A 15,215-nucleotide genomic window follows, 5' to 3' on the forward strand; every position below is an offset into this window, starting at 1 on the left:
CAAGATCGAGAACCTTTGCGATGCTTCCACCATGTCCACGCTGGAAGTCCTCAACCACCCGTTTCGCGAACAGTTCGAGGCCTTCCTCGACGAACACCGCCGTGTCCTCGACGAGTCACTGGAAGGCCTGACCGAGGAAGAGGCCCGCCGGTCGCTCGTCCCGTCCCGGACGACCCTGCTCGGCCTGGTGAAACACGCGACCTTCGTGGAAAAGGTGTGGTTCGTGGAAGCCGTCACCTGCCGCCCGCGGACCGAGATCGGCCTTCCCGCGACGCCCGACGAATCGTTCATCCTCGCCGAGGAGGACACGATCGACTCCGTACGGCAGGCGTACCGCGAAGCCTGCGAGGCGTCGCGCGAGGCGGCGGCCGCCCTCGACCTGGACGACCTGCTGCACGGGAACCGGCGCGGCCCGCTCCCGTTGCGCTGGGTGTACCTGCACGTGCTGCGTGAACTCGCTCAGCACGGCGGCCACGCGGACATCCTGCGCGAGCAGATCCTCAGTTCCCGGTAGACGACGATGACCGGGGAGCGGGCGCTCCCCGGTCATCGCGATCAGTGCGTCAGGAACGGGTCAGCGTGACCCCGTACTTGTTCGCCGCGTCCACGACGGGCTGGTAGTAGGAGTACGAACCGGTGGCGTTGGCACCCTGGTTCCAGCCGCAGTCGTGCCCGTCGGCGGGGCCGCCGGAGGTCATGCCCTGCGCGGTGTTGCCCGCGATGTAGGCGCCGCCGCTGTCACCGCCCTCGGTGCAGACGGTCGACTTGGCCAGCCCGGTGGTGGCGACGCTTTCGCCGCTGTAGCGGACGGTCTGGTTGTACGCGGTGATCTTGCCGCAGGTCCAGCCGGTGGTGTTGCCCGCCTTGCACAGCGTGGTGCCGACCGGCGCCTTCGAGCTGCCGGTGATCCGCACCGTGGTGCCCATGCGGGTGTCCACGTAGCCGCGGCCGGTGTCCTCGGTGTCGATGTCCATCAGGCCCATGTCGGCCGACGGGAACTGGGTGGCCACCCCGCGGCCGATGTGGACGCCGCTGCGGTTCAGGATGTCCGGGTTGCCTTCGACGCAGTGTCCGGCGGTGAGCATCACGTTGTTGCCGCTGCTGGTGGTGCCGGGGAAACCGAGCGAGCAGTTGGTGCCGGGGACGAGGTCCATGATCTGGCCGGGGATGACGTCGGCCTGCGTGGTGTTCCCGTTGGCGACACCGGTCTGGACCGACACGCCCGGCAGCGCCGTGAGACGGCGGACGAGAGCGCTGTCGGCACCCGGCTGCACGGTGACGACGACCTGGTCGGCCGCGAGTTCCGGACCCCAGGACTGCACCTGGCCGATGTCCTTGCCGATCACCGTGCCGACCTTGGCGGACAGGGCGTTCAGCGCGTTCTCGCCGCGGGCACCGGTACGCGGGGTCAGCCCGGCCGAGCGGAGCTCCTTGGCGGCGACGGCGTCGGCGTTCACCACGAGGGCGCCGGCGTCGTCGAAGTACGCGCCGTCGGTGTGGAGGCCGCGTGTTCTGATGCTGTCCAGCGACGCGATCAGGTTCTTCTCGTGGTCCAGCTTCTGGGCGGCCTGAAGCGGGCTGACCTTGAGCTGGGCGGCGAGGGTTTCGAGCATCGTCTGGTCGTAGGCGGTGACCGGCGCGGCGGTCGCCGGGACGGCGAGCGCGCCGATTCCGGCACAGACACTCAGCAGGGTGAGCATGACGGGTCCGCGAATTCGCATGCGAATTTCCTTCGATAAGGAGGGAACGACGAACCGCCGGAATATGTTCGGAAAGCGCAGGGGACCGGGCGGTTCATCTCGACGTCACGCACAGTACGAGCGCCCGTACGGCATGCCGTAGCGCCGAAAGTAGGATCCGTGATCACGGACCTACTTTCGTATGCGGAAAACGTGAATTGCCCGCGTAATCAATTGCGCGGAAGTGTCATCGGCGCAAAAGTGCCACGTCGAGGTAGCTCTCCAGCGCGGCGGCACCGGAGAGCAGGGCGCGGCCCCTGGCCGAGAGACGCGAGTGCCAGTCACTCAGTGTCGACTCGAGCGGCACGACGCCACCGGCCGAGCGGATCTGCTCGAGCAGCGGCGCGATCCGCTCCAAGAGGTAGCCACCCCGCCTGAGCTGATGCGTCAGTTTCGCGTCGCGCACGTCGGCCGCGCTGTAGACGCGATAGCCGGTCTTCGGGTCGCGCTCGGGCCGCAGCAGCCCCGCTCGCTCCCATTCGCGCAAGGTGGCGGGCCGGACGCCGAGCTTCCTGGCCAGCGGGCCGACGAACATATCGCCCCGCTCCTGCGCCACGGGTTCGAGATCGCGGAGCGCGGCCGCGACGGCCTGAAGGGTGCGGCGATCATCGAGCAGTTGGGCGTGGCTTTCGTCGATGAGCCGGAGAGCCTCCTCGACCGCGTCCTGGTTGACCGCCCGCATGATCGACGCCGCCGTCGCGTGGCCGTGCCCGGGCACGAGGGCGAGGAACGCGCGCAGGGCTTGCGCGTGCACGGGCGTGTAGCTCCGATATCCCTGCGGTCCGCGTTCGGCGGCGGGGAGGATGCCGTCACCCTCGTAGTTGCGGACCGCCTGCGTGGACAGGCCGTGTTCGCGCGCGAGGTCGACCGGCCTGAGCCGTTCACGGGATCCAAGGTTCCGGCCCACCGCCCCACGATATTCGCTCCGCTAACCGCGCGAGGTGTCCGCCCGTCGTTCGTAACGGGCCCGAGCCAGCCGATACGCCGTTTCCAGCAGTTCGCGGACGGCCGTTTCGGTGTTCGCCGCCGGGTTCACCACCGCCAGCCAGCCCGCGGTGCCGTACACGGGGTGGGCGATCAGGGTGTCCATGGCGGAGGGGTCCTGGCCGAGAGGCCGGGTGAACTCCTTCTTACCGGCGTGGATGTTCACGCGGAACGTCTCCGGCCGGTCCAGACGCGAGCTCTCGTCGCCGGGGTAGTTCTTGGTCACGATCGTCGCGAACGGCTGGACGTTCGTCGGGACGACACCGTCGGGGGAGTAGTAGAAGAACGCGTCGCCCCAGCTGAGTTCCGGCCATTCGTCACCGGGGCCGGGGGTGAGGGTCAGCACGCCGTCGAGGCCCGAGACGAGGCCGATGATCTCTTCGAGGGTCATGTGCTCAAGCGTGGCATTAAAGTGCTTATGGAGGGTTCGAGCCGGTTTTCGACGGGGTGAAGGTGTCAAGTCTCAAATCGATGCGTACGGCGGAGGTCGCGCGGCTGGCGGGGTACTCCGTCCAGCAGGTGCGCAACCTCGAACGCGACGGCGTGCTCCCGGCGGCGTCGCGGACGGACTCGGGCTACCGGACGTACGGCGAGATCCACCTCCGGTCCGCGCTGGCCTACCGCGCGCTCGCCGCCGGGGTCGGGCCGGTCGAGGCCAAGAAGATCCTCCGCGCCGTGCACCGGGATCCGCTCCCCGCCGCGCTCACGCTCCTCGACGCCGCCCACGCCGGGCTCGACGCCGAACGCGCGGATCTCCGGGAGGCCAGGGAAGCCGTCCGGGTGATCTCCCGCGAACCGATCGAAGACGTACGCGGGTCGGACTCGATGAGCGTCTCCGAACTCGCGGCGGCGCTGGGCGTGCGCCCGTCGACGCTGCGGCACTGGGACACGGAACGGCTCGTCGTCCCCGGCCGCGACCAGCGGGGGACGCGGCGGTACACGCCGTCCCAGGTGCGGGACGCGCGGATCGTGCAGCAGCTGCGGCTGGCCGGTTACCGCGTCGCCCCGCTTCGGGCCTTGATGCCGGAACTGCGGCGCTCCCGGCGGCTGGAGGACGTCGCGTCAGCGCTCGCCGCCAGGGACGCCGGGATCGCGGCGCGCTCACGGGCACTTTTCGACGGCACCGCCGAGCTTTCCCGGGTGGTGAGCGGCCGAGCGTCCACAGAGGACTCGTGAGTGGTAAGTGTCGTCAGAACGACACTTACCACTCACGACCCCTACCGCGGACCCGGCGGAGGCTCATCCCCGCAGCGCCGCCAGCGCCTTGTCCGCGTGGACGTCGAACTTCAGCTCGCTTTTGATCACCGCGCGGATCCGGCGATCGGTGTCGATCACGAAGGTGTGGCGTTTGGCGTGCAGCGGGCTGAACCGGCGCCACACACCGAACTGCTTGGCGACACTTCCGTCCGCGTCCGACAGCAGCGGGTAGTCGAAGCCGTGCAGCGCCGAGAATTGCCGTTGCTTGGTGATCCCGTCCGGGCTGATCCCGACGCGATGGGCCCCGACCTCCCCGAATTCCGCGGCCAGGTCGCGAAAACGGCAGCTTTCGGCGGTGCAGCCCCCGGTCATCGCGGCGGGATAGAAGAACAGCACGACCGGGCCGGTGGCCAGGAAGTCCGACAGTGTGCGGTCCCGGCCGGTGTCGTCGGGCAGGGTGAAGTCCGGGGCGAGGTCTCCTTGGTCCATGCCCGGTGTTCGGAGCCGAAGGCGCGCCGGATCGGTCTCAGCGGGTACAGCGCCAGAAGACGGTCGCCGTATAGGGCGAGAGGATCAGTTCGTGGTACTCCTCGCAGTCGGTGAACCCGGCCCGTTCCGCCTGGGACCTGGCGTCGTGGCGGGCGTGGAAGAGCGCGAGGCCGAAGTCGCTCGACCCGTGCCCGACGAATTCCCTGGTCTCCTGGAGGCTCGCCGAAGCCGGGGTGGCGATCGTGCCCGTCATGGCGGCCGCGCCGAGCAGCGCGAGCAGTGTCTTCCTCATGCCGACCACGCTAGGGCCGCACCGGTGCGCGATTCGCCCACTGGATGGACGTTCCCGCGGCCACCGTCCGTCGCAGCCGGGTTCGCACGGGCCGCGAAACGGCTATCGTCGCGGCATGTCTTCTCGCAAAGTGGGAACCCAGCGGGCCTTCGACGCGGCCGCCGCCGATTTCGCCGCGCTCGGGCGGCATCTCTGGGAACCGATCGGCGCCGCCACGGTGGCGGTGGCCGGGCTCGCCGAAGGAGACCGGGTCCTGGACGCCTGCTGCGGCACCGGGGCGTCGGCGATTCCCGCGGCGCGCGCTGTCGGGGCCACGGGCGTGGTGGACGCGATCGACCTCTCGGGGCCGATGATCGGCGAGCTGCGCCGCCTTTCGGCCGGCCTGCCGCAGTTACGCGCGCACGAGGCCGACGCGACGGCATGGGGTACGAGCGATTACGACGTCGTGCAGTCCGCGCTCGGCATCTTCTTCTTTCCCGACATGACGGGCGGAACCGAGCGGTTGGTCGGCCGGGCCCGGTCCGGCGGCCGGGCCGTGTTCACGATCTGGCGCGGCGGGTCCATGGTGACGGCGGGCCGCCACCTCGGCCGCGCGGTGGCGGCGGTGACCGATTCCGCGCCGCCGCCGCAACGCGAGCCGGGGCTGATCGACCGCATCGACCAAGCGGGCCCTTACGCGGAATGGCTTTCCGGGCGGGGTTTGTCCGATGTGGACGTCGTGGTGAACGACCTGCGGCTGGCCATGACACCGGAGGTCGCCTGGCTGGTCGTCATCGGCTCCGGGTTCCGGGGACTGCTCGACGACCTCGAACCCGCCGTCGTCGAGCAGGTGCGTGAGCGCTACCTCGACTCCCTGCGGGAGGAAGGCGTGACCGAGCTCGACGCCACCACGCTGATCGGCTCCGGCACCGTCCGCTGACGACCGCGCCCGCTTCGGTGTACAGTCGTTCACTCAAACCGGGGCGAACGGCGGGACACGGGTGCGACCAGACAACGACTCCTCTGTTCGGGGCCGCGGGCAGGGGCCGTTCGGCTCCTGGCTGCTCGGCCCGCTCGACCAGGATCCGGCCGTGTTGCGCCGCCGCGTCCAGGGACTGCTCACCGGGACGCTGATCGCGACCAACGTCATCGGCGCGCTGGTCGTGGTCGGGCTGGCGGCGTTGCTCATGCCCGCCCCGGGCATGTCCGGCGACCTCGTCCGCGTGACCGCGATCGCGGTCCCTGTCTACGTGGTCTCCGCCGTCGTCGTCGGCGCGCTGTGGGGTACCCGCGGCGCGCTGCGGACACTGCGCTGGGCCGCCGACGGCCGGACACCGAGCGACGAGGAGCGCGCGGCCAGCCTCCGCGTCCCGCTGCGCCTGACGCTGGTCCAGGCGGTGTTGTGGGGTATCGCGACGGCGGTGTTCGGGGTGCTGGCCGCCTTGGTACAGCCGCGGGTCGTGCTCACCGAGCTGCTCGTGGTCGCGTTCGCGGGGGTGGTCGTCTGCGCGATCGCCTACCTGGCCGGGGAATTCATCCTGCGGCCGTACGCGGCCCTCGCCCTCGCGGGCACCTCGCCGGACCGGCCGCTCAGCGGCGGGGTCAATCTGCGGATGCTGCTGTTCTGGTGTCTCGGCACCGGGGTGCCGGTGGCCGGCCTGGTGGTCACGGCGGTGCTGGCGTGGGTGCGCGGCGACGTGTCGACCACGAAGCTCGCCATCTCGGTCATCGCGCTCGGCCTCGTCGTCCTGGTCTTCGGCCTGCTGGTGACCGTGTTCACCGCCCGCGCCGTGGTGAACCCGATCCGGTCGGTGCAGCACGCGCTGGGCCGGGTCCGGGCCGGTGACTTCGCCGTGGAGATCCCGGTCTACGACGGCACCGAACTCGGTCTGCTGCAGGCGGGTTTCAACGGGATGGCCGTCGGCCTCGCCGAACGCGAACGTTTGCGGGACCTGTTCGGCAGGCACGTCGGCGAGGACGTCGCGAGCGAGGCGATGCGCACGTCGGCCGAACTCGGCGGCACGGTGCGGACGGTGTCGGTGTTGTTCGTCGACCTCATCGGGTCGACCGCGCTGGCCGCGAGCCGTCCGCCCGAAGAGGTCGTCGGCCTGCTCAACCGGTTCTTCGCGGTGGTGGTCGACGAGGTCGACCGCAACCACGGACTGGTCAACAAGTTCGTCGGGGACGCCGCGCTGGCGATCTTCGGGGCACCGGTTCGGCTGGAGGACCACGCGACCCTCGCGCTGGCCGCGGGCCGGGCGATCTCGCGCAGGCTGGCGGCGGAGGTACCCGAATGCCCGGCCGGGATCGGGGTGGCGACAGGTGAGGTGGTCGCCGGCAACGTCGGCGACCCTCGGCGGTTCGAGTACACGGTGATCGGCGACCCGGTCAACGAAGCCGCCCGGCTGACCGAACTGGCGAAGAACGTCGAAGCCCGGTTGCTCGCCTCGTGGACGGCGATCGAGTCCGCCGCCGAGGACGAGGCCGTACAGTGGACGGCGACGGAGGACGTCGTCTTGCGGGGCCGCGCCCGGCCCACCACCCTCGCGACCCCCAAGTCCTGACCCGTGAGTGCTCGGCGGGCGAGCCGCTACACCGAGGAAATCCTCTGCTCAGCCGTCGAGGATCTCGGTCGGTTTCGCGAACCGGTATCCCAGCGCCCGTAGCGAGTTCACCAGATCTCGCAGTCCGCTCTCGCCGAGGAACGGGTGGTAGAAGAGGCTGGCGACGTTGTCGCGGACGACGAGCGCGCTCTGGGCGTCGGCGAGCATGTCGACGGCGGTGCGGGAGGCGTGCTGGTTGAACGCGACGGGCGCCACGTTGCCGATGTTCTCGGGGACGACGTTCGCGCCGTAGACGTCGCGCACCGGATACGGGAAGAACTGGCCGTACACCTGCTCCGTCGTCGCGGTGGCCGTCGAACCGCAACGGCCACCGGGACAGAAGCCCGCGTAGTAGCTGCCGCGGTCGTAGCGGGCCTGGAAGATCCCGCTGACCTGCTGATAGTCCACGGCGGAGCCGCCGTAGTGCGGGAACTCGAACATCGTCGGCTCCGGGAGACCCACTCGCCGGAACTCACCCAGGCCGGTCGCGACGCGTTCGTCGAACCACCGCGCCGAATCCTCGGGCATCGGGCCGTCCAAGCGCACGACGCCGTCACCGTCCACACTGGACTTGTAGAACTCGAAGTCGCTCGCACTCACGCCGTCGTAGGGATTCGGGCCGCTGTCGCTCTGATGGCTGTAGCCGTGCATGACCAGCGTCGCGCCCGCTTGGACGGAGTCCTTGAGCACGGCGACCAGTTCCGGCGAGTCCACCAACCGCGCGGAGGTCGGATTGCCGTCGTTGGCCCGGCCCTGGGGATCCGAGTAGTACGGATAGACCGCGAGGGAGAACGGGATCCTCTCCTGGATCAGGAAGTCCGTGACCCGGCGGAGCTCTTCCGGTTTCGTCCGCGGGCCGACGTCTTCGAGCCGGATCAAAGCGCGGTGCCGGTCCGGTGCCTGCGGCGACAGGACACCCAGCAGGATGTCGGCCGCGGCGAGGTAGCGGTCCCGTGCGTCGGCGTAGGCGTACGGGACCTCGGCCACGTAGGTCAAAGGCCCTGATCGGACGGCCCAAGGCGAGGGTGTGCCACCGGGAGCGCTCGCCTCGGCCAGGATCTGGACCCGCGTCCGGTCGCGGACGTCGATCGCGACGACCCCGGTACCCGACCGGGGATCGCGGCGCAGGGGAGTGCCTTTGTAGGTGACGGTGGTGGGGTTGTCGTCGCGATACCCCTCCGCGCGCCACCCCGGGCCGGTTCGCAGCTGCCAGATGTTGGCACCGATCCAGACCACGGGGACGCGGGTGGCCGCGACGTCGTCGAGGAACGCCTTCGGCAGCGCCGCGTCGGAGACCGAGCCGAGGTACACGACCGACTGGAACGCCTCCAGCTGCCGCGGCCGGTAGTCGGCGGCGGGCCGCATTTCCCAAGCGGTGCCACGGGAAACGAGATTCGCCGTGAACATCGCGTACGCCTCGGCCGTCCGGACCTCTTCGGGCGGGGCACCGGTTCCGTCCTTCTTGCGCCCGTCGTCGTAGAGCACGAGGGTCTTCCTGCCCGGATCCCCGCCGGGACCCGGCATCCCGGCCTTTCCCGCGCCGGGAAGGCGATCGGCGAGCGACACCGGCGTGGCGGCCGGTGACGCCGTGACCGGTTCCGTCTTGGTGACCTGGACCAGGACGACCACGGCGACGGTGACGGCGACGATCGCGACGGCGGTCAGCCGGAACCAAGCGGGCAGGCGAAAGCGCTGCCCGCCGTCGTCCATCGTCATCGGGTCAGACCTCGGCCGGTTCGTTCGAGCGGGCAGGCCGGAAGGGAGCGGGCGGATCCGCGGCGAGGCCGAGGAGATGTGCGATGGCCCGCTCGGTCCGTTCGGCGGCGGCGCCGTCGCCGAAGGGGTTGCCGTTGCTCATCATCCGCGTGCGGGCCGCCGGGTCGTCCAGCAGGCGCCGCGCGGTCGAGACGATCTTGTCGTGGTCCGTCCCGAGGAGCAGGGCGCACCCGGCGTTCACCGCCTCCATCCGCTCGGTGACGTCGCGGAGCACCAGCACCGGGACGCCGAAGGTCGGGGCCTCTTCCTGGATACCGCCGGAATCGGAGAGCACGAGCGTGCTGGCGGCCAAGGTCGCCGCCAGTTCGGGATAGGGCAGCGGGCCGGTGATCAGCGCACCCGGCGTGTCCGCCAGTTCCTCGCGGACCAGGCTTCGCACTTCCGGGTTCGGGTGCGCGGGAAGCACCACGCGCAATGCCGGATCCGCGGCCATGAGTTCGGCCACCGCGCGCAGGACCCGCCGCATCGGCTCGCCCCAGGACTCCCGGCGGTGGAGGGTGACCAGCAGCAGCTTCACCGTGCCGCGGGTGGCGTTTTCCAGCAGTGCCGCCAATTCCCGATCGTGCACCGTGGTGGAGCCGTCCGTCACCGTGAGGATCGCGTCGACGACGGTGTTCCCGGCGACGAGCACGTTCTCTTCGGGTACTCCTTCGGCCCGCAGGTTCGCGGCGGCGTCGGGGGTGGGGGCGAGGTGGAGCGCGGCCGCCTGGGTCACCAGTTTCCGGTTGAGCTCCTCGGGGAACGGCGCGCCGAGATCGAACGAGCGAAGGCCCGCCTCGAGATGCACGACGGGGACGCGGCGCCAGAACGCGGCGAGCGCGCCGGCCAGAGTGGTCGTCGTGTCTCCCTGGACGACCACGGCGGACGGCGACCGCCGGTCCGCCACTTCCTCCAGCCCGGCGAGGACGCCGGAAAGCAGTTCCGGCTGGGAACCCGTTCGCCGGTTCAAGGTCAGATTTTCGTCCGCCGTCAATCCGAACGTCGCCAACGCCTGGTCCACCATTTCCGGATGCTGCCCGGTCGCGATGAGCACCGGCCGCATCCGCCCGCCGGCAGCCAGCGCCCTGGCCACCGGAGCCAGTTTCACGGCCTCGGGCCGGGTTCCCATGACGAGCCAGATTTCGGGCATGACGTCGGTCTCGTTCTGTGCGTTACGCACCTGGTCCTTCTTCCGGGTTCGTGCATCGGTCCGTGTGAATTCGGCTGCGAACTCACGAGTGAGTGGCGTGGGTGAGGCGAGGATCACTGACCGATGGTCACCTTTACGGGGGATCGACGCCTTCGAACGCTAACACGAACGGGGTAGCGTACCCACTCGAAAGGCTGAATATCGCTTACCAGGGGGACCCGCGACTCGCCGTGTGAAAACTGTGAGTAGATGTTTTGTGGCGACCTCCGCCGGGAGGAAAGACATGTCGATGGTGCCGGTGGGCCCGGTCAAGGTTTCCGCGCTCGGAATCGGCGCGACGATGGCGGGGGCGACGGTGAGCACGGTGCTCGCGGTGGTGATCGGGGCGATCGCGCTGCTGCTCATGGCGCGCTCGCTGCACCTTCGCTTGAAGGACTGATGGCGAACCCCGCCTTCGCCGCGACCATGATGTTGTTGCTTTTGTGGTGGCCGGCGCACAACCTCCTGCTCGCGGCCTTCGCATGGCGCACCGGGCGCCCGCGCCGGTCCGTGGCGGCGCGCGGGGAGGGGCTCGCATTCTGGATCGTCATTCCGGCGCTCAACGAGGAACGGGTCGTCGGCAACACCGTCCGGAACGCGCTTTCGCTTGGCACGGAACGGAATCCGGTCCGTGTACTGGTGATCGACGACGGCTCGGACGACGGCACGCCCGGCGTCCTCCGCGAGGTGACCGACCCGCGCCTGCACGTCCTGCGCCGCGATCTCCCGCATGCGCGCCAGGGCAAGGGCGAGGCGTTGAACGCCGGCTACCGCTACATCCTCCGGCTGTGCGAAGCCGAGGGGAGTGTGGCGAGGACGATCGTCGGCATCATCGACGGCGACGGCCGGGGGAGCCCCGGCATGCTGCGCGAGATGGCCGACGTGTTCGGCGACCGGGGAGTCGGTGCCGTGCAATGCCGGGTGCGGATTCACAATCGGCGTAGTGTGCTCGCGCTGCTCCAGGATCTCGAGTTCGGTGCGGTCGCCGACGCGTCGCAAAGTCTGCGCGATCTCGCGGGCAGTGTCGGAATGGGCGGAAACGGGCAATTCACGAGACTCGGCGTGCTGCGGCGTTTCGACCCGGCCCCGTGGTCGGACTGTCTCGTCGAGGATCTGGAACTCGGACTGCGCCTGCATGTCGCCGGAATCCGGATGCGCTATGTGAAATCGGCGTGGGTGACGCAACAAGGGCTGGTCGATCTGCGCCGATTGCTCCGGCAGCGCACGCGATGGGCACAGGGCAATCTGCAGTGTGCGAGGCATTTGCGGGAATTGCTGGCTTCCCGGCATGTCGGCAGTGTCGGGCTCCTGGATTTCCTCGCCTATCTCGTGACCCCGTGGCTGACCGTGCCGTTGTCGTTGGTCGTTTCCCTGTTGTTCGTGGGGACACTGGTGGCTTCCTGGTCGGGGGTCACTCTCGGCGGGCTGATCGCGCCGCCGTCGGCCTTGCCCGGAGCGGCCCTGATCGGCGTGGCCGTGCTGCTGGTTCCCGGTCTCGTGTGGGCGATCGTGCACCGGCTCCGGCTCGGCGAGGAACCACTGCACCGCTGTCTGCTCGCGGGCCTGCTCTATCCCGGTTTTCTGGTGCTCGGTGTCGTCGCGACCTGGCGGGCGCTGTTCCGCGTGGCGGCCCGCCGCACCAGCTGGACCAAGACGGAACGGTTGAGCGAGGACGAGACCGCGCCCGCCGGAGTCGCCTGAGAAAGTACTCGCATGAATGTCGACGCGATGATCGAAGACCTCAGGACCCTCGTCGAGATCGAGTCGCCTTCGGGGGACATCGAGGCTTTGACCGCGTCGGCCGAGGCGGTCAAAGCCCTCGTCGAGGCCCGGCTCGGCGGGACGGCGACCCTGGTCGAGAGTGCGGCGGGACCGCACGTCCGGTGGTCCGGCGGTGGTGAACCCCGCGTGCTGGTCCTGGGGCACCACGACACCGTGTTCCCGATCGGCACCCTGGCGCGCCGGCCGTTCACCGTGACCGGCGGCCGGGTGACCGGGCCCGGGGTGTTCGACATGCTCGGCGGGCTGGTCCAGGCGATCCACGGCCTCGCGGCCCTCGGCGACACGACCGGCGTCGAGATCCTGGTGACGGCCGACGAGGAAACGGGCTCGCACGAATCCCGTGCGCTCATCGAGGAGCGCGCCCGCGCGTGCGGTGCGGTGCTCGTGTTCGAAGGAGCGGCCGACGGTGGCGGCCTCAAGACCGGCCGCAAGGGCTGCGGCACGTTCGAGGTCGTCGTCACCGGCCGGGCATCGCACGCGGGCCTCGAACCCGCGGCCGGGATCAACGCGCTGACCGAAGCCGCGTATCAGGTGCTGGCGATCGCCGCGTTCGACCGGCCCGAGGCCGGGACCAGCGTCACCCCGACGGTCGCCTCGGCGGGAACGGCGAGCAACGTCGTGCCCGCGTCCGCGACCGTCGTGGTCGACGTGCGAGTCGAGACGGCCGAGGAGAAGGAACGGGTCGAAGCCGGGTTCGCCGCACTCACCCCGCGCCTCGAAGGGGCCGAAGTCGAGGTGCGGGGCGGGATCCACCGGCCACCGATGCCCGAGTCGGCCGCCGCGGACCTGTTCGCCGTCGCGCGACGGCTACTGCCCGGAGTCGCCGGGGTGGCCGTCGGCGGCGGGAGTGACGGCAACCTCACGGCCGCGATCGGCGTCCCGACCCTCGACGGGCTCGGCGCCGTCGGCGGCGGCGCGCACGCCGATCACGAGTACCTGCTGGTCGAGTCGATGGCGGAACGGGCGGAGCTGGCGGCCGGGCTGGTAGAGGCCATTCGAGGCCGCTGATCGCCAGTTCTTGCCCGATTTCGGGCAAGAACTGGCGCTTCGGTATCCCGATGTGCATGATGGGCTCCGTGGAGGACGCGGACATCGTCGAGCAGGTGGCCTTGTCGACGGGTCTGTCGACGGCCATCGCCGCCCGTGTCGTCGAGGACGTCCTGGCGTACTACCGGCAGCCGGTCGAGCAGTACGTCCGGGAGCGGCATGCCCGGCTGCAGGCCGAGGGCGGGAAGAACCCCGAGATCTTCCCCCGTATCGCCGGCGAGCTGAGCCGTCGTCTCGTCGCGCCTCCCGACCTGTCCGAGCGGCAACTGCGCCGCATCGTCTACGGCTGACGGACCACGCCCGTCCGTTTTCTTTTGTGAGGTTGACTCGTCATGTGCGGAATCGTCGGCTACATCGGCGGCCAGAACGCCGCCCCGATCCTGATCGAGGGGCTGACGCGGCTCGAGTACCGCGGCTACGACTCGGCCGGGATCTCCGTCCTCGGCGGTAAAGGCGCCCAGGTACACCGGATCGTGGGGCGGGTGCGGAACCTGACGGCCGCCCTGCCCAAGCGGCTCGCGGGCAAGGTCGGCATCGGGCACACGAGGTGGGCGACGCACGGCCCGGCGACCGAGGCGAACGCCCATCCGCACGTCTCCGAAGACGGTCGGATCTCCGTGGTGCACAACGGGATCATCGACAACGCCGACGCGCTGCGCGAACAGCTCACCCAGGCCGGGGTGACGCTGTCCTCCGAAACCGACACCGAGGTGCTCGCCCACCTGATCGCGCGTTCGGGCGCGAAGACGCTGGAAGACGCGGTCGTCGAGGCCGTCTCCCGCGTCACCGGCACCTACGCCATCGCCGTGACCGACACCGAGCACCCCGACCGTGTCGTGGTCGCGCGGAACGGTTCGCCGTTGATCATCGGCGTCGGCGACCGGGAGATGTTCGTCGCCAGCGACCTGTCCGCGCTGGTCCGGCACACCTCGCAGGTGGTGCATCTCGACGACGGCGAGTTCGCCAGCGTCTCGGCCACCGGCTACCGCACCTTCACCGTCGACGAGAGCGACACCGGAAAGGCCGCGACGGCGATCGACATCCAGGCCGACGACCTCGACCTCGGCGGTCACCGGCACTACATGTACAAGGAGATCCAGGAGCAGCCGGAATGCCTGGAGCGGATGATCCGGGGACGGCTGGACGACCGGTTCGGAGTGTCCCGTTTGGACGGTCTGAACCTGACTCCCCGTGATCTGCGCGGCTTCGCGAGGGTGAAGATCCTCGGCTGCGGTTCGGCGTACTACGCGGGCCAGATCGGCGCCACCATGATCGAGGACCTGGCGCGGGTCCCGGCCGACGCGGAGGCGGCGTCCGAGTTCCGCTACCGCAACCCCATCATCGAAGCGGACACCCTCTACATCGCGGTCAGCCAGTCCGGCGAGACGGCGGACACCGCGTTCGCCGTGGAAGAGGTCAAACGCAAGGGCGGCCGGGTGGTCGGCCTCGTGAACGTCGTCGGTTCGACGATCGCGCGCGCCTGCGACGGTGGCCTGTACCTGCACGCCGGCCCGGAGATCGCCGTCGCCTCGACCAAGGCGCTCACCAACATGGCCGTCGGGTTCGCGATGATCGCGCTGGCACTGGGCCGCGTCCGCGATCTGTCCAATGCGGACGGACAGCGGATCGTCGCGGCACTCCGCGCGCTGCCGAAGCAGGTCGCGGCCATCGTCGAGGCGGAGGACCGGATCGCCGAGCACGCCAAGATCTGCGCGGACGCGCGGAGCCTGTTCTTCATCGGCCGGGTCCGCGGCTTCCCGGTGGCACGGGAGGGCGCGCAGAAGTTCAAGGAGATCTCGTACCGGCACGCGGAGGCCTACCAGACCTCGGAGCTCAAGCACGGCCCGCTCGCGCTGATCGACGAGGAGCTGCCGACGGTCGCGATCGTGCCGTCCGACGACCTCGCCGACCGTAACCTGGCCGCGATGCAGCAGATCAAGGCGCGCAAGGGGCAGGTGCTGGCGATCACCCACGACGACGTGGACTTCGGCGATCTCGACGTGCCGCGGTTCGTGGTCCCGCGGTCGGAGCCGGAACTCGACCCGATCCTGCTCACCATTCCGTTGCAGCTGCTGGCCTACCACGCGGCGCTGATCCTCGGCCACGACATCGACAAACCGCGTAATCTCGCGAAGTCCGTCACCGTGGAATGATCTCCT

Annotated in this window: 16 protein-coding genes; 9 read left to right on the forward strand and 7 right to left on the reverse strand. The window is 69.9% G+C overall.

The genetic code is table 11. The features are described 5' to 3' along the window. Positions 1-31 precede the first annotated feature (31 nt). Positions 32-514 carry a DinB family protein gene (locus CVV72_RS02030; protein ID WP_219150771.1) on the forward strand — a complete coding sequence of 161 codons (483 nt, stop codon included), beginning with the start codon at positions 32-34 and terminating at the stop codon, positions 512-514. Between the two features lie 49 nt (positions 515-563). Here the strand turns inward: CVV72_RS02030 and CVV72_RS02035 are convergent, their stop codons facing one another. The 3 genes from CVV72_RS02035 to CVV72_RS02045 form a co-directional block, all read right to left on the reverse strand. Next, entirely contained in the window at positions 564-1,721 is a 1,158-nt protein-coding gene (locus CVV72_RS02035; protein WP_219150772.1) for a S1 family peptidase, read from the reverse strand. A gap of 205 nt (positions 1,722-1,926) precedes the next feature. Beyond that, complete coding sequence (locus CVV72_RS02040; protein ID WP_219150773.1) at positions 1,927-2,646, reverse strand: TioE family transcriptional regulator; 720 nt, start codon at positions 2,644-2,646, stop codon at positions 1,927-1,929. 21 nt (positions 2,647-2,667) lie between these two features. Continuing rightward, complete coding sequence (locus CVV72_RS02045) at positions 2,668-3,114, reverse strand: DUF6194 family protein (RefSeq protein WP_219150774.1); 447 nt, start codon at positions 3,112-3,114, stop codon at positions 2,668-2,670. An 80-nt stretch (positions 3,115-3,194) separates the two neighbouring features. Between CVV72_RS02045 and CVV72_RS02050 the strand changes: the two genes are divergently transcribed. Beyond that, complete coding sequence (locus CVV72_RS02050) at positions 3,195-3,899, forward strand: MerR family transcriptional regulator (protein ID WP_219150775.1); 705 nt, start codon at positions 3,195-3,197, stop codon at positions 3,897-3,899. Between the two features lie 63 nt (positions 3,900-3,962). On the opposite strand, the gene CVV72_RS02055 is transcribed toward CVV72_RS02050, so the two are convergent. Together CVV72_RS02055 and CVV72_RS02060 are read right to left on the reverse strand one after the other, a co-directional pair. Further along, the gene (locus tag CVV72_RS02055; RefSeq protein ID WP_219150776.1) at positions 3,963-4,409 is read right to left on the reverse strand and encodes a peroxiredoxin; all 447 of its coding nucleotides are present in this window, start codon (positions 4,407-4,409) and stop codon (positions 3,963-3,965) included. A 37-nt stretch (positions 4,410-4,446) separates the two neighbouring features. Then, on the reverse strand, positions 4,447-4,701 hold the full coding sequence (locus tag CVV72_RS02060; protein WP_219150777.1) for a hypothetical protein: 255 nt from the start codon (positions 4,699-4,701) through the stop codon (positions 4,447-4,449). A 115-nt stretch (positions 4,702-4,816) separates the two neighbouring features. Between CVV72_RS02060 and CVV72_RS02065 the strand changes: the two genes are divergently transcribed. After that, positions 4,817-5,620 (forward strand): class I SAM-dependent methyltransferase, encoded by an 804-nt coding sequence (locus tag CVV72_RS02065; RefSeq protein WP_219150778.1) that lies wholly within the window; start codon positions 4,817-4,819, stop codon positions 5,618-5,620. 61 nt (positions 5,621-5,681) lie between these two features. Beyond that, entirely contained in the window at positions 5,682-7,244 is a 1,563-nt protein-coding gene (locus tag CVV72_RS02070) for an adenylate/guanylate cyclase domain-containing protein (RefSeq protein ID WP_219150779.1), read from the forward strand. A 48-nt stretch (positions 7,245-7,292) separates the two neighbouring features. Here CVV72_RS02070 and CVV72_RS02075 read toward each other — a convergent pair whose 3' ends face one another. Both CVV72_RS02075 and wecB read right to left on the reverse strand, forming a co-directional pair. Continuing rightward, positions 7,293-8,999, reverse strand: coding sequence for a DUF2334 domain-containing protein (locus CVV72_RS02075; RefSeq protein WP_219150780.1), 1,707 nt, complete (start codon positions 8,997-8,999; stop codon positions 7,293-7,295). 4 nt (positions 9,000-9,003) lie between these two features. Then, a complete protein-coding gene (gene wecB, locus CVV72_RS02080) occupies positions 9,004-10,218 on the reverse strand; it encodes a non-hydrolyzing UDP-N-acetylglucosamine 2-epimerase (RefSeq protein ID WP_219150781.1) in 1,215 nt (404 codons plus the stop codon). Between the two features lie 253 nt (positions 10,219-10,471). Here wecB and CVV72_RS02085 point away from each other — a divergent pair, with 253 nt between their 5' ends. From CVV72_RS02085 to glmS, 5 genes are read left to right on the forward strand one after another with little or no spacing between them, the layout of a single operon-like run. Continuing rightward, positions 10,472-10,627 (forward strand): hypothetical protein, encoded by a 156-nt coding sequence (locus tag CVV72_RS02085; protein WP_167373570.1) that lies wholly within the window; start codon positions 10,472-10,474, stop codon positions 10,625-10,627. Beyond that, positions 10,627-11,928, forward strand: coding sequence for a glycosyltransferase family 2 protein (locus CVV72_RS02090; RefSeq protein ID WP_219150782.1), 1,302 nt, complete (start codon positions 10,627-10,629; stop codon positions 11,926-11,928). The genes CVV72_RS02085 and CVV72_RS02090 overlap by 1 nt, the downstream gene beginning before the upstream one ends. A 12-nt stretch (positions 11,929-11,940) precedes the next feature. Continuing rightward, complete coding sequence (locus tag CVV72_RS02095) at positions 11,941-13,017, forward strand: M20 family metallopeptidase (RefSeq protein ID WP_219150783.1); 1,077 nt, start codon at positions 11,941-11,943, stop codon at positions 13,015-13,017. A 56-nt stretch (positions 13,018-13,073) separates the two neighbouring features. After that, on the forward strand, positions 13,074-13,346 hold the full coding sequence (locus CVV72_RS02100) for a hypothetical protein (protein ID WP_219150784.1): 273 nt from the start codon (positions 13,074-13,076) through the stop codon (positions 13,344-13,346). A 42-nt stretch (positions 13,347-13,388) separates the two neighbouring features. Beyond that, entirely contained in the window at positions 13,389-15,209 is a 1,821-nt protein-coding gene (gene glmS / locus CVV72_RS02105; protein WP_219150785.1) for a glutamine--fructose-6-phosphate transaminase (isomerizing), read from the forward strand. Positions 15,210-15,215: the final 6 nt, after the last annotated feature.

Source organism: Amycolatopsis sp. TNS106 (assembly GCF_019330265.1).
GTDB classification, from domain to species: domain Bacteria; phylum Actinomycetota; class Actinomycetes; order Mycobacteriales; family Pseudonocardiaceae; genus Amycolatopsis; species Amycolatopsis lurida.